Genomic DNA, 20,308 nt, shown 5'->3' with positions numbered 1-20,308 from the left:
GGCACGATGTCCGCCATCGAAGCGGGCGCGACGAACGACGCGAAGCCGTTGCCCCCGCATGCTCGTCGAGACGTGCATGACGCAACCCGATCTGCTGCGCGTAGCGGAGGTTCAGGCGAGGTCGTTTCACGAGGGCGGCGAATGCGGCGCGGCGGGTTACGAACGCGTCCTGCGCGCCAGCTTGACGAGGTCGACGACCGTCGCGACCAGCCCGGCCAGCAGCACGGCGGCGAGCACCGGATAGCTCGGCGTCTCCCGGATCACGAGCGCGATCGGGTTGTCGGTCGCGGGAGACGAAACGACGAGGATCAGGCCGTAGACGACGAACCATCCGGTCGCGACCGTCAGCACGACAGCAACCGTCAGGAGCCCGACGATTCGCGCGACACGCAGCCTCGATCGATGATGCGTGCTCACTGGCTGCTTCGCAGCCGATAGCCGACGCCGCGCATCACCTCCGGCATCCCGGACGCACCCGCGCATTCGAGCTTCTTGCGCAACCGGCTGATATGGCTGTCGACGGTGCGTTCCAGCGCATCGACGTCGGCGAGGCAGGCGTCGATCAGTTCGCTGCGCGTGAACACGCGGTTCGGCGAGCCGGCCAGGTGGGCAAGCAGCCGGAATTCGGTCAGCGTCAGCGCGATGCTGGTTTCCCCGCTGTCCGTGCGGACCGTGGTCAGATAGCTTTGCGTATCGATTTCGAGGTTGCCGACCTTGATGAAGCGTCCCGCGGCGGCGGTTTCCAGACGGCGCAGGATCGCCCGGATGCGCGCGACCACCTCGGCCGGGTTGAACGGCTTCGTGATGTAGTCGTCCGCGCCGAAGCGCAGGCCCTGCAAGCGATCGATTTCGCGGTCGAGCGCCGTGATGATGACGATCGGCGTGTCGCCGCGGCGGCGCAGTTCGACCAGGACTTCCCAGCCGTCCTTGTTCGGCATCCTGACGTCGAGCAGGATCAGGTCGGGTTTCAGCACGCGCTGCACGTCGAGCACGGCCTGGCCGTGACCGACGCGATAGGTGCGAAAGCCGTCGTGAGCCAGGTAGGCATCGAGTATGTCGGCGATCTCCGGATCGTCTTCGGCAATGAGTATCAGAGGGTTCATCGGTATCACTGAAAGTGAACGTGACCTGCAGGCGGGCCGGCGGCGCGGCACGTGCGCCGCCGGACTTCACCGTGCGTTCGGTCGTCGCGAACGGATCGGCGACGACGCGTTGCTCAGTTGTTCGCCACGTTGTTGGCGGGAGGCACATCGGTGTCGACCAGGCCGCCACCGAGCGCCTTGTAGAGCGCGACCGCGTTGCCCAGTTCGGCGTTGCGCAGATCCAGCAGGGCCTGGCGCGCGGCATACAGCTGGCGCTGCGAGTCGAGCAGTTCCAGCCGATCCTCGATGCCGGCGCGATAGCGCAGGTTCACGAGATCGGTACGGCGCTCGGCGCTCTTGACGACCCTGGCCTGCGCGTCGATCTGGCGGCTGAACGTCTCGCGCCCGGCGAGGCCGTCGGCCACTTCGCGGAACGCGGTCTGGATCGCGCGTTCGTATTCGACGACCGCGCTGGACTTGCGCACTTCCGCGAGATTCAGTTCGGAACGCAGCCGGCCGCCCTGGAAGATCGGCAACGTGACCTGCGGTGCGAAGCTCCACACGTTCTGGCCGCCGGCGAACAGGCTGCCCAGCCCCGGGCTCAGGAAACCGATCGACGACGTCAGCGACAGGCGCGGGAAGAACGCCGCGCGCGCCGCGCCGATGTCGGCGTTGGCGGCGACGAGGTTCTGCTCGGCCTGCTGGATGTCCGGCCGGCGGTACAGCAATTCCGACGGCAGGCCGGCCGGCAGTTGCGTCATCACCGGCTGGCGTTCCAGCGACAGCGGGTCGGGCAGGTTCTTCGGCAGGTCGGTGCCGACCAGCAGCCGCAGCGCGTTGCCTGCCTGCTCGACGGCGCGCGAGCGCGCTTCGAGATCGGCGCTGGCGCTCGCGACCTGGCCTTCGGCCTGCGCGATGTCGACGCCGCTCGCCTGATCCGCGAGCTTGAGCCGGCGTGCGAGGTCGAGCGACTGGCGCCAGTCGTTCAGCGTGCGCTCGGACAACGCGCGCTGTTCCTGCGCGAGACGCTCCGCGAAATACGCGTTGGCCACGGAGCCGACGAGCGCGATCTGCACCGCGCGGCGGCCGTGGTCGGTCGCGAGGTAACGCGCGAACGCCGCATCGGACAGCGACTTCACGCGACCGAACAGGTCGATCTCGAACGCGCTGACGCCGACGTTCACGCCGTACTGGTTCTGCGTCGTCTCGAAGATCGGCGGGTTCGATTGCGAGTCGGCCGGCGTGCGCTGGCGCGTGAAGCTCGCGCCAGCGCCGATCGACGGCAGGCGCGCGGAACGCTGGATGCCGTACTGCGCTTCGGCGGCCTGCACGTTCAGCGCGGCCAGGCGCAGGTCGCGGTTGTTGTCGAGCGCGAGCTCGATCAGGCGCTGCAGGCGGCGGTCGCCGAACATCGTGCGCCAGCCGAGATCGGCCGCGTTCGCGTGCTGGTCGGCCGCGGCAGCGGTCGTGTAGGCGGTCGGCACCGGCATCGCGGGCCTGACCAGCGTCGGGGCCATCGAGCATGCCGACAGCGCGAGGGCGGCGGACACGGCCGCGGTAAGAATGAGCAATCGCATGGCATCAACCTTCTTGTTCGTGGGTCACGGTGGCGGGCTTCTTGCCGGATGCGCGCCATGCCGAGATGCGTTCCTGGATGCTCATCACGAACACGAAGAAGACCGGAACGAAGAAAATGGCCAGCACGGTGGCGGTCACCATGCCGCCGAACACGCCGGTGCCGATCGCGTGCTGCGTCTCGGCGCTGGCGCCGGTCGCGATCATCAGTGGCACGACGCCGAGGCCGAACGCGAGCGAGGTCATCAGGATCGGGCGCAGCCGCAGCTTGGATGCCTGCACGGCCGACTCGATCAGCCCCATGCCTTCCTCGCGCAACTGCTTCGCGACTTCCACGATCAGGATCGCGTTCTTCGCCGACAGGCCGATCACGGTGATCATCCCGACCTTGAAGAACACGTCGTTCGGCATCCCGCGCAACATCACCGCGGCGAGCGCGCCGATCAGGCCGAGCGGCACCACCAGCATCACCGACAGCGGAATCGCCCAGCTCTCGTAGAGCGCCGCGAGCACCAGGAACACGACGACCATCGACAGCGCCATCAGCATCGGCGCCTGCGAAGCCGACTCACGCTCCTGCAGCGACTGGCCGGTCCACGCGACCGTGAAGCCCGGCGGCAACTGCGCGGCCAGATGCTCCATCTCGGCCATCGCCGCGCCGCTGGAGTAGCCGGGGGCCGAGCCGCCGGAGATCCGTGCGGACGGGTAACCCTGGAAGCGCACCAGCTGCAGCGGGGTTTCCGACCAGACCGGACGCACCACTTCGGACAGCGGCACCATGCCGCCGGTCGCGTTGCGCACGTAGAGCTTCATCACGTTCTCGATCTGCATGCGGGCCGGCGCATCCGCCTGGATGATCACCTGCTGCATGCGGCCCGCGTTCGGGAAGTCGTTCACGTAGGTCGAACCCATCGCGGCCGACAGCGTGTCGCTGATGGTCGTGAACGACACGCCGAGCGCTTCGGCCTTGTCGCGGTCGATGTCCAGCTTCACGCTCGTGCCGGCCGGCAGGCTGTCCGGATAGACGCCGGTCACCACCTTGCTTTGCGCGGCCAGTTCGAGCAGCTTGGCTTCAGCCGCCTTGAGTGCCGCGTAGCCCTGGTTCGCGCGATCCTGCAGGCGCATCGTGAAGCCCGAGCTGGTGCCCAGCCCGTCGATCGCCGGCGGCAACAGGCTCATGACCGTGCCTTCCGTCACGCCGCCCATCGCGGCCTGCGCGCGCATCGCTTCGTCCATTGCGTTTGCCCCGTCGCGCTTGTCCCAGTCCTTGAGCACCGCGTAGTTCAGCGCCGCGTTGGAGCCGAGGCCCGAGAAGCCGTAGCCGATGATGGAGATGCTCGACTCGATGCCCGGACGCGACGCGAGATGCTTCTCGAGGGTCTTGACCACGTCGCCCGTGCGCTCGACGGTCGAATCCGACGGGAGCAGGAAGCCGGTCATGAAGTAGCCCTGGTCTTCCTCGGGCAGGAACGACGACGGCAGCATGCGGAAGCCGAACACCAGCGCGGTGGAGATCGCGACGAACAGCAGCATCACGCGGCCCGTGCGGCCGACCAGCTTGCCGACGCGCGTTTCGTACCAGCTCGTCATGCGGTCGAAGCGGCGGTTGAACCAGCCGAAGAAGCCGCGCTTCTCGTGGTGGCCATGCTCGACCGGCTTGAGCATCGTCGCGCACAGGGCCGGCGTCAGCGTCAGCGCGAGCAGGGCCGAGAACATGATCGACACGGCCATCGACATCGTGAACTGCTGATAGATCACGCCGACCGAACCGCTCGACATCGCCATCGGCAGGAACACGGCCGTCAGCACCAGCGTGATGCCGATGATCGCGCCGGTGATTTCCTTCATCGCCTTGATCGTCGCGTCCTTCGGCGACAGGCCTTCTTCCACCATCAGGCGTTCGACGTTCTCCACGACGACGATCGCATCGTCGACGATGATGCCGATCGCGAGCACCATGCCGAACATCGTCAGCACGTTGATCGAGAAGCCCGTCATCAGCATGACCGTGAAGGTGCCGAGCATCGCCACCGGCGCGACGATCGCCGGGATCAGCGTGTAGCGCACGTTCTGCAGGAACAGGTACATCACCAGGAACACGAGCACCATCGCTTCGATCAGCGTGTGAATCACCTTCTCGATCGAGATCTTCACGAACGGCGCGGTATCGAACGGGATCGAGTAGGTCATGCCGGACGGCATCGTCTTGGCGATCATGTCCAGTTGCTCGCGCACGGCCTCGGCGGTCTTCACCGCGTTGGCGCCCGGCGCCAGCTGCACGCCGGCGAAGGTCGCGGGTTTGCCGTTCTCGCTGTTGACGAAGGTGAACGACTGCGGGCCGAGTTCGACCCGCGCGACGTCGCCGAGCACGACCTTCGAGCCGTTCGCGTTCGCGCGCAGCACGATCTTCGCGAACTGCTCGGGCGACGTGAGCTGGCCTTGCGCGGTGAGCGGTACCGTCACGCGCTGGCCCGGCAGCGCGGGTGCCGCACCGAGGCTGCCCGGGGCGATCTGCACGTTCTGCTGGGCGACGGCCGTCGTCAGGTCGTTCATCGACAGGCCGTAGGTGATCAGCTTCTGCGGATCGACCCAGATGCGCATCGCCTGTTCGGAGCCGAACAGCTGCACCTTGCCGACGCCTTCGACACGGCGCAGGTCCTCGACGACGTTGCGCGCCATGTAGTCGGCCAGCGCGTTTTCGTCGTAGCGGCCGCTGTCCGACTTCAGGCCGACGAACAACAGGAAGCCGGTGGAGGCAGACTCGACGATCACGCCGTTTTGCCGCACGACGGGCGGCAGGCGCGGCTCGACCGACTTGAGCTTGTTCTGCACCTCGACCTGCGCCATCGCCGAATCGGTGCCGGGCTTGAAGGTCGCGGTGATCTTCGCCTGGCCGGACGTATCCGACGCCGATTCGAAGTACAGCAGGTTGCGGACGCCGGACAGCTCGCGCTCGATGAGGCTCAGCACGCTGTCGGTCATCGTCTGCGGCGTGGCGCCCGGGTAGGTGGCGGTAATGGTGACGGTCGGCGGCGCGACCGACGGATAGCGCGCAACCGGCAGTTCGGGGATGGCGATCAGGCCCAGCAGGATGATGAAGAGGGCGATCACCCACGCGAAGACCGGGCGCCGGATGAAGAATTGGGACATGACTGGATGCTCCCCGTGACTCAGTGCGACGAAGCGGTCTTGACCGCTTCAGGCGCCTTCCAGGCGGTCGCCGTCACGGGCGCACCATCGCTCAGGCGCTCCATGCCTTCGATGGCGATCTTCTGGCCCGCCTGCAGCCCCGACTTGATCCGATAGCTGCGGTTCGTCAGCTCGCCCACCTCGACGGCCTTCAGGTGTGCCTGGTTCTTCGCGTCGATCACCCAGACCTGCGGTTTGCCGCCGGCGCGGACGATCGCCTGTTGCGGCACGGTCAGCGCGTCGGCGTAGTGCGCGCGCGGGATGCGGGCACGCACGTACATGCCCGGCAGCAGCTCGCGCTTCGGGTTGTCGACCAGCACGCGCAGCAGCACGTCACCGGTACCCGGATCGACGTTGACGCCCGAGAACAGCATGCGGCCCTTCACGTCGTAGCGCGAGTCGTCGTCGCGCAGCACGTCGACCGGCAGGCCGTTGCCCGCGGTGTCCGGCTGCCCGGCGAGCGCGCCGCGCAGCGAATCGAGCGACGCGGCCGGCTGGCGGACGTCCACATAAACCTGGTCGATCTGCTGGATGCGTGCCATCGGCTGGCTGTCGCTGCTCGCGACGAGTGCACCCTCGGTCACGAGAGCCTGGTCGATGCGGCCCGTGATCGGCGCCTCGACGGTCGCGAATTTCAGGTCGAGCTGGCGGCGCGCGAGCGTCGCGCGGGCCTGCGCGACGTCGGCGGCAGCCTGGTCGCGTTGCGACACCGAGTCGTCGTAGACCTGCCGGCTGATCGCGTCGGCTTCCACCAGCGGCTTGAGGCGGGTGGTCTGCACCTTGGCCCGTTCTAGCGCGGCTTGCGCACGTTGCAGGGCCGCTGCGGCCGTGTCCATGTCGGCCTTGAACGGCGCCGGGTTGATCTGGAACAGCGGCTCGCCCGCGCGCACTTCCGAGCCCTGTTCGAACAGCCGTCGCTGCACGATGCCGCTGACCTGCGGCCGGATCTCGGCGATCCGGTGCGCCGCGACGCGGCCGGGCAGGTCTTCGGTCAGGTCGAGGGGCGCGGCCGCGAGCGTCATTGCCGCAACCGGGATGGCCGGCGCGGCGGCCTGCTGTTCGGAGGGCCCGCAGCCCGCCAGCATCGCTGCCACCAGCGCGCACACGGCGCCGTAGCAGGCTCGTTTCTGATTCTTCATGTGGACTCCATGGGACGCAGGCACCCGATGGCCCGCATTTTCGGTTCGCAGTGTGCGTGTGCCCGATGGAGTTTTTTGTGCGGAAAGATGGAGGTTTGATGGAGGCGGCGAAAGAATCGCGGAACGGCGATGCGGCGGCGGTGTCGGCGCTTTACATCCGGAGCGCGTGCTCCCATAACCGGGAACCTTCGCGCGTTCCCATGAACGGCATCCCATCATCGATGCCGACAGCGGCCGGCGCGCAAGCATGCGCCGCGAGGATTGCTGCGCCGGTTTATCCGGTCTCGGCCGCGATGCAGGCCGCTGTGCCGCTCGACGTCGCGGCCCGCAGGTGGCGATCGCGGTCGGCCAGCCAGTCCTTGCGTTCGCCGCGCCAGCCCACCGCATGGATCTTGTCCATCTGGCGCGCGGCAACGGTTGCCGCGCAGACCAGGCCGGGGAGCGGGATGTCGAGCAGGCGCCAGCGGCCCGCATGCGGCGTATCGACCTCGCGGAAAGGTCCCGCAAACGGCGCCAGCGACGCGAGCGTCGCGCCGTGTCCGCTTCCGCATGCATTCGAGAGGCTGTCCAGCCGAAGCTGGTCGCGCGATGCCGGACCGGCGTACGTGCCGGCTTGCGCCATGCCCAGCCCGATCGGGCCACGGGCGATCGCGATCACGATCCAGATGCCGGCGTGGCCGACCACGATGTCGAGCCCGTCCAGCGAGTCGCAGCCCGCGATCGCGATATGGTCGGCCTCGCGCTCGATCAGCGTGAGCTCGTCGGCGGCGCGGCCGGCCAGCGTCCCCAGGATCGCGCGCAGCGCCGACCGGCCGATCGCGAAGCGGCGGCCGTGCGCGCGGTTCGGATGCATCCTGGCACGCCGCAGTTCCGTCTTCGACAGGCAGAGATGGCCTTGCTCGCTGGTGATGAGCTGCCATTCGCCGCGCAGTCGCCACAACAGGATCTCGCCCGGATCGGGCAGCCGCGACGGACATGACGCCAGCGTGTGCGAGCTCGTGATCGTCAGGGCGGGATAGCGCATGCCGGCCCTCGTGTCGGTGGCGGATTCGACGTGGCCCGGCGTGCCGGCCCCGTCATGCCTGTTGTCCGGTTTGCAGCGCGTCGTTGCCCGAATGCTGCCGCGTGAGCCGGGCGGCGAGCGAGACGGCCTGCCCGAACGACGCCACCGCGTGATGCGGAATCCCGAATGCCTTGACGGCGACCTCGCCCTGCGCGGCCACTTCCGCGCGCCGGTCGGGATCGGGTTCGACGCTGACGAGCGCCTTGCAGACGGCGCCCAGCTCGACCTTGTTCTGCTTGAGCCAGACCGCGCGATGCTTGCGGTCGTCGTGGCTCTCGTCGGTGTCGAGCTCGACGTAGACGATCACGAACGGTTCGCCGTGGCGCATCAGCGTGTCGATCTCGCCTTCCCAGCGCGGTGCGTAGCCCGGTGTCGCGTGTTCGGGGCGAAACACGCAGACCGGAAAGAGATGGATGTCGTGTAACGCGAAATCATTCGGATTGAGAGCGGACATCGAGGGTTCTCCGTTGGATGAGCGACGCCGAAGCGTCGGGTGGCCGTGCGTGGGCATTCAATGCGCGCTCGCTTGCGCCGCGGCGGCCTGCGCGACCGGCGGCGCGGCGCGCCAGCCGACGCCGAGCGACTTGTAGAGCGCGATCGCGCCCTGCACCTGGGCGAGCCGGCTGAGCGCGAGCGCATCGCGGGCGCGGTACGTCGCGCGCTGCGCCGTGAGCACCGACAGGTATTCGCCGAGGCCGTTGCGATACAGCCGCGTCGCGCGCGACTGCGCATCCTGGCTGCTGTCGACTGCCGCGGCGAGCATGGCTTGCTGGTCGCGCGCGGCGCCGATCGCCACCAGCGCGTCCTCGACATCGCGAAACGCGCCGCGGATGCGCTGCTCGTAGGCGAGCCGGGCCGCCTCGGCGGCCGCGCGCGCGGCGTCGACGCCGGCTTTCGCGCGGCCGCCGTCGTACAGCGTCTGCGTGCCGTCGAGCGCGACCGACCATGCGACGCTCGCGCCCGAGAACAGGTCCTGCACGAGGCTCGCCGTCGTGCCGAGGCTCAGCGGAATCGCGAAATGCGGAAACTGCTCGGCGCGCGCGACGCCGATCTGGGCGGTCGCGGCGGCCAGCCGCCGTTCGGCGGCGCGAATGTCGGGGCGCTCGCGGATCACGTCCGACGGCAGCGTGACGGGCAGCGCTGGCGCGACCGGCAGGGTCGCGCCGGGCGCGCTCAGCGAGTCGCGCAGCGTTTCCGGAAAACCGCCGACGAGCACGCCGATCGCGTGGGCGAGGCGCGCGACGTCCTGTTGCAGCGGCGGCACCGCCGCCTGCGCGAGCTGCAGTTCGGCACGCGCCTGCGCGACCGCGAACGACGTGCCGAGGCCGCGCCGGTTCGAGCGCTCGGTCAGCTGCCGCGTGGCGTCGAGGCTCGCGACGTTGTCCGTTGCGATCCGCAGCCGCTCCTGGGTCGCGCGCAGTTCCGCGTAATCGGATGCAAGCTCGGCCAGCAGGCTCACGAGGATCGCGTGGCGATCGTCGTCGAGCGCGTCGATCTGCGCATCGGCGGATTCGACCGCGCGTCGCGTGCCGCCGAACAGGTCGAGTTCCCACGACGCATCGAAGCCGAGCCGGTAGGTGCGCGACTGGCCGATCCCGGGCGGCCATTCGAGCGCGCGCGACGAGCGCAGCGCATCGGCGTTCCCGCCCGCGGTGACGGTCGGGCCGAGTCGGCTCGCGATCTGGTCGCGTTCGGCGCGCGCCTGCAGCAAGCGCTGGCGCGCGATCGCGAGATCCTGGTTGTGCGCGATCGCCTGCTCGACCAGCGCATCGAGCTGCGCATCGCCGAACGCGCGCCACCAGTCCTGCAACTGCGCGGGGTCGGCCGTCACCGTGTCGCGCGGCGCGCTCCAGCCGGGCGGGTGCGCGGGCTGCGGCGCCACGTAATCGGGGCCGACCGTCGTGCACGCGGCGAGCGCGCACGCGCAGGCCGCGACGAAGGCGCGCACGCGGCACGTCGCGCGCACCGGAGGGAACGGGCATCGCATCGTCGCCTCCGTCACATCCACGCGTGCAGCCACGACGCGAGCCGGCCGCGCGGCGTGCGCTCGCGCCCGCGTTCGCCGACTTCGACGCTGCACGTCATGCCGGCCGCCAGCAGCACGCCGGCCGGCACCCGGTCGATCTCGATGCGCACCGGAATGCGCTGCGCGAGCCGCACCCAGCTGAAGGTCGGGTTGACGGCCGGCAGGCCGAGTTCGTCGAGCGTGCCGTTTTCGTCGGCGATGCCGCGGCCGATGCTCGTCACGTGCCCGCTCAGCAGCGGATCGAAGCCCATCAGCCGGATCGTCGCGGGTGCACCCGTCGCGACGCGGCGCAGCTTGGTCTCCTCGAAATAGCCGGTGATCCAGAAGCTGTGCGCGTCGAGCACCGAGATGCCGGGCTTGCCTTCGACCGCGTAGTCGCCGTGACGCAGGCGCAGCTGCGTCACGTAACCGTCGACCGGCGAGCGCAGCGTCGTGCGTTCGAGGTCGAGCTTCGCGACGTCGAGCGCGGCCAGCGCCTTGCGGTGCTCGGCCTGCGCGATCGCCACCGCGCGGCTCGAGCGCTGGATGTCCTCCCGCGGCACGAGATCGTCGAGGCCGGTGCGCCGCTGCGCTTCGTCGCGCTTCTGGCGCATCGACTCGGCGGTCGCGGCGACCTGCGCCTCGGCCTGTTCCACCGCCAGCGCGAAGCGCTGCGGATCGATCCGGTACAGCACGTCGCCTTTCGCGACGCGCTGGTTGTCGACCACCGCGACTTCGACGACGGTGCCCGACACTTCGGGCGCGATCCGCACGACGTGCGCGCTGACACGCGCGTCGCGCGTCCACGGCGCGAGGACGTATGCATGCCAGAGCGCGGCGACCAGCACGATCGCCACGGCCACGGTGGCGAGCGTCAGCAGGGAGCGGGTGAGGGGTTTGAGCGACATGACGCGATACGTTCCGACGGGAGGCTAGAAATAGAGGATCAGCGTGGCGACCAGCACGAGCGAAATCGCGAACTCGAACAGCGCCGGATGCCACACGCGGCGCAGCACGCCGAGCCTTGCGAGCAGCGCGCGCACGGCCAGATAGAGCGGCACGGTCGCGCACGCATAGACGAAAAAGGGCGGCAGGTAGATGCCGGCCAGCGGGAATTCACTGAGCATCGCGGGCGCGCTCCGGAACGGCGGTGAAATAGGCGGCGTACGTGTGCAGCAGCACGTAGACGTCGGCGAACGCGGCCATCAGCCACTTCAGTTCGGTGGTGCCCGGCTGCGCGGCGGCGAGGCCGGCCAGCGCGTGCGCGGCGCGCCGTGCATGCCGGGCCGCGCGCGGCGGGGCGGCCGCGTGCCGCGCGAGGCCCGCGAGCCCCGCCCGCACGCATCGTCGCGCGGGGTCGGGCAAGCCGTCGCGCGCGGCGCCGCGGCGGATCCGCAGCAGCTCCTTGCCGACGTGCAGCGCCGCGAGCGCCTCGATGCTCGCCTGCGTCATCGCGACCGGCTGGCCGGCGAGCAGCGCGCCGAGCTGCGCGATGCGGTGCTGCTGGCGCTGCTGCCAGCCCGCCGCCGTGACGCGCCGGCCGGCCACGAGCGCGAGCGTGTCGTCGCGGATCGTGCGGCGCAGCCGCGTGGCGTCGGTGGCCAGGTTGCCCGGCAGGATCAACCGGAACGTGAGCAGCGTGAGGAACGTGGCGAGCACCCACGCGACCGACTGGTTCAGGAACAGCGCGACGTCGGGGCGGAACGGATTGGTCGCGCCGGTCAGCGTGTTGAACGCGACGAGATAGGCGAGCCCCGCGAGCGCGGTCTTCGGCACGCTCGTCGCGTAGATGCCGGGCATCCAGAACAGCGCGAGCGCGACGACGAGCAGCGGAAAGCCTTCGATGCGCGGCAGGATGCCGAACGCGCACACGAACGCGGCCGGCACGGCGAGCACCGTGCCCTTGATGAACGCCTGCGCGCCGGCGGCCGGGTTGCCGGCGGTCGCGAGCAGCGCGCAGTACGGCGCGACGACGAGCAGCATCATGTCGCCCTGGTTCCAGCCGGTCGCGAGCCAGAATGCGCCCGAGATCACGATCGCGCACGCGGCGCGCACGCCGTTGCGCAGGGCCGCGCCCGTGTCGCGGTGAAAGCGCACCCGCGCGGGCCGGTAGCCCGGGCGCGGGCGCTGCAATTCGACGAGCCCGTCGAGCGCCGCGCGGTAGTCGTCGATCTGTTCGATCAGCCGCTCGCCGGCGATCAGCAACGCCGCATCGTCGCGCGGATCGCCGAGCGCGATGCCGTCGAGGGCGTCGCGCAGGCGTTCGCGCGCGTCGCCGAGCAGCGCATGCGCGTGCGTCGCGCCGCCGGGGCCGTCGCCCAATGCGTCGGCGGCGGCCTGCCACGCGGCCGCGAGACGCGGCTGAAGCGATGCGACCGCGCGCGCGCCGGGGCTGTCGGCCGGCAGCGGCGGCATGCCGCCCGCGAGCGCGCCGAACAGCGATGCCATCCCGTGCCGCACGGCGGCCGCGCGTTGCGCGAGATCCTCCGATTCGGCCTTGCCGAGCGCGAGCAGATCGTCGATGCCGTAGATGCCGGCGAACAGCGCGTGCCGCTTGTCGTCGGCCGGTGCCGCCGCGAGGCCGTTGCGCTGCGCGGCGATGACCCGCGCGACGTCGGCGGTGACGCGCGTCACCAGCGCGTCGAGTTTCGCGTGCACGTCGCGCGTGCCGAGCAGCATCGACACGAGGCTCAGGCACAGCACGCCGATCGCGACCGTCGAGCCGCGCCCGATCACGTGTTCGAAGGTCAGCTCGGGATGTTGCATCGCGCCGTAGGTCGCCAGGCCGATCGTGTAGCCGGCCACGACGGTGCCCGACGCGCGGAAGTGCCGCAGCAGCGTCATGCCCGCGACGCAGACGCCGAGCCAGAACGCGAAGCCGAGGATGAACAGCAGCGGCTGCTGCGCGAAGCAGCCCATCAGCACGAACGCGACGACCATCCCCGCGATCGTGCCGACCACGCGCCACACGCCCTTGCCGATCACCGCGCCCTGGACGGGATTGATCACGAGCAGCACCGTCGACGCGGCCGAATACGGCGTTTCCAGTTCGAGCAGGTACGCGACGCCGAGCGCGAGCGCGGCGGCGATGACCGAGCGCGCGACATACGCGCCGCGCGGCGTGAAGATGTCGATGCGCGCGATCAGCGCCGCGGCCGCGCGAGTCAGGCGGCGGGGCGGCGCCGCGACGGCGCGCGTCTGATCTGCTGCGTCATGCACTGCAGTCGCTCCATGAGAAAGGACGAAGCCAGTCTACGGTCGCGCCATGCATGCCGAACAGTGACGTCTTTGCACTCGACGAGTGCGTGCAACGCATCCGTCATGCATGCGCCGCACGCAGCGCCGGCTGGCCGGTGCACAGCCCGCGCACGACACGCCGCAACCACTGGTGCGCAGGGTCGCTCTGGAAGCGCGGATGCCACGCCTGCGTGATCAGCACGGTTTCGAGCGGCACCGGCAGTTCGAACGTGCGCACGCCGAGCCCGGCCCGCACCGCGCCGCGCGCGAGATGCTCGGGCAGCGGCAGGATCAGGTCCGACGCCTGCAGCGCGAAGATCGCCGCATACGGCGTCGGCACGACGAGCAGCACGTGGCGCGCGAGCCCGCGTGCGGCGAGCGCGTCGTCGATCGGCCCCGCCGACTTGCCGCGCCGCGAGACGCCGATATGCGGCCAGCGCGCGAAGCGCTCGGGCGTGATGTCGTCGTCGAAGATCGGGTGGTCGTGGCGAGCGAGGCCGACGAAGGTCGTCGTGAACAGCGGCTGCACGCGAATCTCCGGCCCCAGGCGGCGCGACGCGCTGATGAAGAGGTCGATGCGGCCGCTGCGCAATGCGTCGTCGTCGATGTCGTCTTCCTCGGGCATGAAGCGCAGCATCGCGCGCGGCATCCCGCGCGCCATCTCCTCGAGCAGCCGGCTGCTGTGCAGGCCGACGAAGACGTCGTTCGCACGCACGTTGAACTGCTTGTCGAGGGTGCCGAGATCGATTTCCGCGGACGGCGCGAGCAACTGCGATGCGCGCTCCACGGTTTCGCGGACGACGCCGCGCAGTTCGAGCGCACGCGGCGTCGGCACCATCTTGCGGCCGGCCTGCACGAAGATCGGGTCGCCGACCGTTTCGCGGATGCGCGCGAGCGTGCGGCTCATCGCGGGCGGGCTGAGGTTCATGCGGCGTGCGGCGCCGACGACGCTGCCCTCTTCGAGCAGCGCATCGAGCGAAATCAGCAGGTTCAGGTCGGGTGCCATCGGCTTCTCCGTTTCATCGCGTGCATGCGGCGCAATGGTAGTGCGTGATGTGCGCGCGCAGCGTGACTGCAGCGCACGCAACGATTGCGTGCGGCATCACGCGTGACGCACGCATCGGTGGGGGGCGTGTTGCCTCGAGCAAACGGGCCCGGTGCGAACCCCGCGAACGAATGCTCGAAACAACGGCACGTGCGCCCGTTACCCGCCGCCGGCATCGGACGGCAGCGAGCGGACGGCGGCGAACGCGCCGTTCACGTACATCAGCGGGTTCACGTCGGCGGACATCGCGACGCGCGTGACCCGCCCGACCAGAATCGAATGCGAGCCGACCTCGACCTGTTCGAGCGTGTCGCAGAAGAACGATGTCTGCGCGTTCTCGAGATAGGGCAGACCTGTTGCCGCGTCGGTACGCCATGCGTCGTGCGCGAAACGCGCGTCGGAGCCCGTCGTGCTGCACGCGAGCGCGAGCGGCACGTGGCAGCTTCGCAGCGCGTTCACGCAGAAGCGCCGGCGGCCGGTGATCGACGCGTGAATGCTCGCGCGCCGGTTGATGCACACCAGCACGGTCGGCGGATCGAGCGCGACCGACGTGAACGAGCTGGCGGTCAGCGCGCACGGTGCGGCGGCGGCGCCGTCGCCGCCGGTCGTCACGATCGTGACGGTGGCGGCCACGCCGCGCATCGCCTGTTTCAGTTGCTGCGCAATGTCCACGGTGTTCGTCATGATGCGGTCCTGTCGCGAGGAGCCCCGGTGCCGCGCGGGTCGCGCCGCGCGGCACCGGGGCGGGCGTCAAAGCTGGTACGCGTCGGCCCAGGTCCAGTGATAGGACTTGAAGTCGGCGCGGCGCGACTTGAGCTCGGCGTCGCGCGCCTGCTGTTCGGGGCCGTCGGGCAGGTGGAACACGCCGCCGTTGCCGGCCGATGCAAGCTGGATCCGCGCGCTGCGGTCGATCCGCAGGCGCTGGTATTCGACCAGCGCGGCGCCGAGCGCGTCCTTCGACGCGAGCCCGGTCACGCACCGGCCGAGCACGACCGCGTCCTCGAGCGCCTGCGCGGCGCCTTGCGACTGGTACGGCAGCATCGGGTGGCATGCGTCGCCGAGCAGGCACACGCTGTCCCACACCCAGCGCGTGAGCGGCTGCCGGTCGTGCAGCGACCAGCGGCTCAGGTCCGACGCGCAGCGGATCAGCCCGACGAGGCGCGGATCCCAGCCGGCGAGCTCGGCCTCGAGCGTCGCGCGGTCGCCCTTGCTGCTCCACGATTCGCGCGTGCTGCCGTCGCCCGGCACGATCACGACGAGGTTCAGCAGCCGGCGGTCGCGCACCCAGTAATGGATCGCGTGCCGGCCGGGCCCGAGCCAGATCGTCACCTGCGGTTCCCGGACGATCTCGAACACGGGCGAGCGCGGGTCGATCGCATCGGCGTCGATCAGTGCGCGATACGCGTCGTCGCCGCTGTAGTGCGGCGCGTCGTCGCCGAGCAGCGCGTGGCGCAGCGTCGAATGAATGCCGTCGGCCGCGACGACGAGATCCGCGCGCCAGCGCGTGCCCGCCGCATCGACGAGCGTCGCGCCGTCCGGCCCGTATGCGTCGAGGCCGCGCACCGCGATGCCGCCGAGGACGGGGACCGGCGGGCCGGCCGTGTACGGGTCGCGCACGGCATCGAGCAGCGCGGCATGCAGGTCGGCGCGATGCGCGTTCCAGTACGGCGCGTTGAACTCGGCTTCGACATCGTCGCCGAGCGGGAAGGAACCGAGCAGGCTGCCGTCCTGCCAGCGGCGGCGGATCGTCGCGATCGGGGCGACGGCGGCCAGCCGCTGCCGGTCGAGCACGCCGAGCGTACGCAGCGCGCGCGTCGCGTTCGGCACGACCTGCAGCCCGGCGCCGACTTCCCGAAACGCCCGGCTCTGCTCGAGGACGGTGACCCGATGGCCGGCGCGCCGCAGCGCGAGCGCGGCGGCGAGGCCGCCGATGCCGGCGCCGACGACGATCGTGTCGAGTGACAGGGACGGTGTCATGGGCGAGCCCGTGGTGGATCCGGAAGGAATCGGCATGGCGTCATAGTCCCGGCAGCACGTCGCGGGCGAACACCTCCAGGTTGTTGCTCATCAGTTCGTACGGCTGCGCGCCGTAGTCGATGTGCCACAGGATCGCGTCGAGGCCGAGGTCGGCCTCGAGCGCGCGAATGCGCTGGCGCACGGTGTCGGGCGTGCCGAGCACGGCGGTTGCGTCGAGGTCGGCCGTGTCCATGCCGCCCATCTTGTTCTTCATCGCTTCGTTGTAGCCCTGGTAGGCCGGCGACTGCACCTGCTCCCACGACTTCGCCGCTTCCGCGAAATTGCGCCAGTGATGGCGCAGGCGCGGCTCCGCGAGTGCCAGCGCATGCGCGTCCGACGTGCCGATCATCAGCGGGATGCTGATCGCGACCTGCGGCTTGCGGCCGGTGTGGCCGTGATGGCGCTCGAACGTGTCGCGATAGAGCGCCACCATCTCCTGTGTCTTCGCGAGCGCGGCCTTGCGCGGCGGCGCGGCCATCAGCAGGTTGAAGCCGCGTTCGCCGATCCACTCGAAGCTGGACGGCGTGAGCAGCGCCGCGACCCACACCGGCGGGCGCGGCTGCTGCGTCGGGCGCGGCAGCGATTGCGCGTCGCGGTAGCGGAAGAACGGGGTGTCCTCGCTGGCCGATTCCTCGGCGAGAAGCCGCACCGTCGCGTCGATCGTCTGCTGGAAGCGCGTCTTGCTCGAGTCGAGATCGATGCCGAATGCATCGAATTCGTACGGCAGGAAGGCGCGCGCGAAGCCCAGCTCGAGCCGCCCGTTCGAGATCGCGTCGAGCTGCGCGGCTTCGGCCGCGAGCTGGATCGGATGATGGAACGACGCCTGGATGCCGCCCGTCATCAGGCGGATCGACTTCGTCTGCGCGGCCACGGCCGCGAGGAACATCAGCGGCGACGGGCTGTAGCCGCCGTACGGCTTCAGGTAGTGCTCGGTCATCTTTACGTACGTGTAGCCGAGCCGCTCGGACAGCGCGCTGAGCTTCAGCGCCTGGGCGTAATAGTCGGCCGCCGGGCGGTCGGCCGGGCCGGTATCGGGCAGGAAGGACACGCCGAACTTCATAGACACCTCACAGGTTGATGTGCTGCCGTTGTCTGCAAAGGGGAAGCGATGCCGCGACGAATGCGTCCCCCGGTCGGGAAACGGGATCGCTCGCAAGGCACTTGCAAGGATGATCCAATCATAGGATGATTGGGTCTATGCAAGTCTTACACGTCGCAAGATTTGCTGCAAGCGTTGCTCGGTTGTCGCTCCAGTTCCGCCCGCAAGCGGGCACCCCGGGGGCAGGCTGAAGTCGAACGGGCCGGCCTTTCCATTTCTGGCGAGGAATCACGGATGAACGCTCTTCTATCGGTTTCTGGCAAGGCGCTCAGGATGCGGCGGGTGGTGCGTGCCGCGTCGGGCAAGTGTCTGATGGTGCCGCTCGATCATTCGCTCGCGGACGGGCCGATCGCCCATCCGCAGCAGTTGCGGCAACTGGTTGGCGACATCGCCGCGCACGGCGGCGACGCGATCGTCGTGCATCGGGGCCGCGCGCGCTTCCTGGCGCCCGACGTGCTGAGCGATCTCGCGCTCGTCGTGCACCTGAACGGTTGCACGCGCTACGCGGAGGACGCGAACGCGAAGACGCTGTTCGCGAGCGTCGAGGACGCGCTGGCGAGCGGCGCGGACGCGGTCAGCGTGCACGTGAATCTCGGCTCGAAAACGGAATCCCAGCAGCTGCTCGACCTGAGCCGCATCGCGACCGAATGCGCGCGCTGGTCGCTGCCGCTGCTCGCGATGATCTATCCGCGCGGCCCCGGCCTCGGCGATCGTCCGCAGGCCGAACTGATCGCCCATGCGGCGAACGTCGCGGCGGATCTCGGCGCCGACATCGTCAAGCTGCCGTACAGCGGCGACGCCGCGAGCATGGCCGACATCATCGCCGGTTCGTCGCTGCCGGTGCTGGTCGCGGGCGGCGCGAAGCTGCCCGAAGACGAGTTCGTCGCGTTCACGTCGCGGGTGATGAACGCGGGCGCGCTCGGCATCGCGGCCGGCCGCAACGTGTTCGCCGCGCCGAAGGCCGCCCCGCTGATCCGCCGCCTGTCGGACGCGGTGCACGGCGTCGAGCGGCGCGCCGCGCACCTGGCCGCCTGATTCGCTGCGCCGGGCCGTCGTACCCGGTCTTTTTCGACCATCGAGGGTTTCCATGCATCGCTATCCGTGGATCGACCTGCGCGCGCTCGGCGCGCAGGCAGGCGCCGTCGCGGCCGACGCGGCGAGGGCCGGCGCGCGCCGCGTCGTGGTGGCCGAGGCCGGTCGCGATACGTGCGCGGCCGGCGCGGCGGCGCTATTGACCGTTTCGACGGCGGGCGTCGCGACGCTGGTCGACGATGCGCATGCGCCGCTCGCGGGCGTTCACGTGAGGATCGACGGCGCGGCCGATTTCGATGCCGCGCGCGCCGCGATCGCGCGGCACGCGCTCGTCCTGCTCGACTACGCGCTCGCGACCACGATGCCGCTCGAGCGCCTGCTCGAGGGTGTCCGCGACGCCGCGTGCCGCATCGTCGTGTCGCTCGCCGATCCGCACGGCGCGGCTTACCTCGCGCGCAAGCATGCGCAGTCGCCGGTCGACATCGCGTTCGCACCGCGCGATGCGGCCGCGTTGCGCGGCGTGCTGGCCGCGTGCGGCGAGCTGCGCTCGCGCGAGCCGCTGAAGCTGAAGGCATTCGAGGTGCAGCGCGTCGAGCCGCTCGGCGTCGGGCTGCATGCGGTGATCGACGGCTGTTCGCAGCTCGACGGCGAAGAGTGCGTGCTGGCCGGCGCGAGCGCGACCAGCATGCTGCTCGTCGTCGCGGCCGGCGCCGCGCACCCGCCGGGCCGGCCGCTCGTGTTCGGCATCGACGCGGGCTCGGCCGAATCGTTCGTGTTCTGCGGCGGCGACCGCGCGCGCCAGCTTTCGCTGCTGCGTTCGGGCGAGCGGATCCTGACGGTCGGCGCGGCGGGCGACACGCGCGCGATCGTGGTCGGCCGCGTGCGGATCGAATCCGCGCCGCTCGTCGCGTTGCACACGCGCAGCGCATCCGGCACGAGCACGCGTGTCGTGCTGCGCGGCGACCGCGCGGTGCGGTTCCGGACCGACGGCGGCACGGCCGTCGGGCTCGCCGATGTCGCGCCCGGCGTCCGGCTGGCCGGCTACGAGCCGGGTGCCGGCTGGGTGGATTGCCGGATGCGGGCCGCCGCGTCGCGTTCGGCCGTTGCCGTCAGTCGCTAGTTTCACCCTGTCATTCACCTGCTTTATCCCCTTCGAAGGAGATTGGCCTTGAAGAAGCTTTCCTGGATTGACCTGCGCAACATCGGCGAGCTCGCGGACGAGATCACCGAGGAAGCGCTGCATGTCGGCGTGTCCGCATTCGTCGTGAAGGATGCGGAGCAGGCCGGCGGCTGCCGCCGAGCGCCGTGCAAGGTCGCAGTCGTCGATCGGCATCCGGCCGATGCCGCGCTGCTCGAGCAGGTGCAGATCGTCCTCGTGAAGGACGGACTGCCGGTCGATTTCGCGGTGCCGGACGGCGTCGAGCTCGGCGTGTTCATCGAAGTGACGGGCGAGGCGACGCTCACGCGCGCGTGCGAGCTGTCGGTGTCCACGCCGTGGCTGCTCGTCGAATTTCCTGCAGGACCCGAGCAAGATCCCGCTCGAGATCCTGCTGGCGGCCGCCGATCGCGCGGCGGGCGAGCTGATCACCGTCGTCGCCGACCTGGAGGATGCCGAAGTGACGCTGAACGTGCTGCAGCGCGGCCCCGAAGGCGTGCTGCTCACGCCGACGCAGGTCGGGCAGGCCACGCAGCTCGTGTCGATCTGCAGCGACACGGTCGAGGATCTGCAGCTCGAGGAAATCGAGATCGTCGGGCTCACGCACCTGGGGCCGGGCGAGCGCGTATGCGTCGACACCTGCTCGCGCTTCGAGCAGGACGAGGGCATC

General features: G+C 70.0%; 18 protein-coding genes. 3 read left to right on the top strand and 15 right to left on the bottom strand.

Features of this window, described 5'->3' with window-relative positions; all coding sequences use genetic code 11:
- Positions 1–156: 156 nt before the first annotated feature.
- The 15 genes from APZ15_RS32480 to APZ15_RS32410 all read right to left on the bottom strand — a co-directional run bounded on the left by APZ15_RS32480 (position 157) and on the right by APZ15_RS32410 (position 17,399).
- The gene (locus APZ15_RS32480) at positions 157–417 is read right to left on the bottom strand and encodes a hypothetical protein (protein WP_027792341.1); all 261 of its coding nucleotides are present in this window, start codon (positions 415–417) and stop codon (positions 157–159) included.
- Positions 414–1,103, bottom strand: a complete 690-nt coding sequence (locus APZ15_RS32475; RefSeq protein WP_027792342.1) for a response regulator — start codon at positions 1,101–1,103, stop codon at positions 414–416. Before APZ15_RS32475 ends, APZ15_RS32480 begins: the two co-directional genes overlap by 4 nt.
- A 113-nt stretch (positions 1,104–1,216) precedes the next feature.
- A complete protein-coding gene (locus APZ15_RS32470; RefSeq protein ID WP_027792343.1) occupies positions 1,217–2,659 on the bottom strand; it encodes an efflux transporter outer membrane subunit in 1,443 nt (480 codons plus the stop codon).
- 4 nt (positions 2,660–2,663) lie between these two features.
- Positions 2,664–5,807 (bottom strand): multidrug efflux RND transporter permease subunit, encoded by a 3,144-nt coding sequence (locus APZ15_RS32465; protein ID WP_027792344.1) that lies wholly within the window; start codon positions 5,805–5,807, stop codon positions 2,664–2,666.
- Positions 5,808–5,827: 20 nt separating this feature from the next.
- Entirely contained in the window at positions 5,828–6,985 is a 1,158-nt protein-coding gene (locus tag APZ15_RS32460) for an efflux RND transporter periplasmic adaptor subunit (RefSeq protein WP_027792345.1), read from the bottom strand.
- 274 nt (positions 6,986–7,259) lie between these two features.
- The gene (locus tag APZ15_RS32455; protein WP_027792346.1) at positions 7,260–8,009 is read right to left on the bottom strand and encodes a 4'-phosphopantetheinyl transferase family protein; all 750 of its coding nucleotides are present in this window, start codon (positions 8,007–8,009) and stop codon (positions 7,260–7,262) included.
- Between the two features lie 52 nt (positions 8,010–8,061).
- Complete coding sequence (locus tag APZ15_RS32450; RefSeq protein WP_027792347.1) at positions 8,062–8,502, bottom strand: hypothetical protein; 441 nt, start codon at positions 8,500–8,502, stop codon at positions 8,062–8,064.
- Positions 8,503–8,559: 57 nt separating this feature from the next.
- Entirely contained in the window at positions 8,560–10,035 is a 1,476-nt protein-coding gene (locus tag APZ15_RS32445) for an efflux transporter outer membrane subunit (protein WP_027792348.1), read from the bottom strand.
- 11 nt (positions 10,036–10,046) lie between these two features.
- On the bottom strand, positions 10,047–10,961 hold the full coding sequence (locus tag APZ15_RS32440; RefSeq protein ID WP_027792349.1) for an HlyD family secretion protein: 915 nt from the start codon (positions 10,959–10,961) through the stop codon (positions 10,047–10,049).
- A 24-nt stretch (positions 10,962–10,985) separates the two neighbouring features.
- A complete protein-coding gene (locus APZ15_RS32435; protein WP_027792350.1) occupies positions 10,986–11,180 on the bottom strand; it encodes a DUF1656 domain-containing protein in 195 nt (64 codons plus the stop codon).
- A complete protein-coding gene (locus APZ15_RS32430) occupies positions 11,170–13,272 on the bottom strand; it encodes an FUSC family protein (RefSeq protein WP_027792351.1) in 2,103 nt (700 codons plus the stop codon). The genes APZ15_RS32435 and APZ15_RS32430 overlap by 11 nt, the downstream gene beginning before the upstream one ends.
- A 100-nt stretch (positions 13,273–13,372) precedes the next feature.
- A complete protein-coding gene (locus APZ15_RS32425) occupies positions 13,373–14,296 on the bottom strand; it encodes a LysR family transcriptional regulator (protein ID WP_027792352.1) in 924 nt (307 codons plus the stop codon).
- Between the two features lie 198 nt (positions 14,297–14,494).
- Entirely contained in the window at positions 14,495–15,019 is a 525-nt protein-coding gene (locus APZ15_RS32420) for a flavin reductase family protein (protein ID WP_021164278.1), read from the bottom strand.
- A 66-nt stretch (positions 15,020–15,085) separates the two neighbouring features.
- Positions 15,086–16,312 (bottom strand): FAD-dependent monooxygenase, encoded by a 1,227-nt coding sequence (locus APZ15_RS32415; RefSeq protein ID WP_027792353.1) that lies wholly within the window; start codon positions 16,310–16,312, stop codon positions 15,086–15,088.
- A gap of 40 nt (positions 16,313–16,352) precedes the next feature.
- A complete protein-coding gene (locus APZ15_RS32410; protein WP_230942759.1) occupies positions 16,353–17,399 on the bottom strand; it encodes an LLM class flavin-dependent oxidoreductase in 1,047 nt (348 codons plus the stop codon).
- 285 nt (positions 17,400–17,684) lie between these two features.
- Here APZ15_RS32410 and APZ15_RS32405 point away from each other — a divergent pair, with 285 nt between their 5' ends.
- The 3 genes from APZ15_RS32405 to APZ15_RS42380 all read left to right on the top strand — a co-directional run.
- Entirely contained in the window at positions 17,685–18,485 is an 801-nt protein-coding gene (locus APZ15_RS32405) for a 2-amino-3,7-dideoxy-D-threo-hept-6-ulosonate synthase (protein ID WP_021164281.1), read from the top strand.
- A 52-nt stretch (positions 18,486–18,537) separates the two neighbouring features.
- The gene (locus tag APZ15_RS32400) at positions 18,538–19,602 is read left to right on the top strand and encodes a 3-dehydroquinate synthase II family protein (protein ID WP_027792354.1); all 1,065 of its coding nucleotides are present in this window, start codon (positions 18,538–18,540) and stop codon (positions 19,600–19,602) included.
- Between the two features lie 394 nt (positions 19,603–19,996).
- Positions 19,997–20,308 (top strand): 3-dehydroquinate synthase II domain-containing protein (locus APZ15_RS42380; RefSeq protein ID WP_335338885.1); only part of this gene is annotated, 312 nt, incomplete at its 3' end.

This window comes from Burkholderia cepacia ATCC 25416 (assembly GCF_001411495.1).
Lineage (GTDB): Bacteria > Pseudomonadota > Gammaproteobacteria > Burkholderiales > Burkholderiaceae > Burkholderia > Burkholderia cepacia.
Note: the sequence above shows the minus strand (reverse complement) of the source record. Positions and strands in the feature narration are given on the sequence as shown.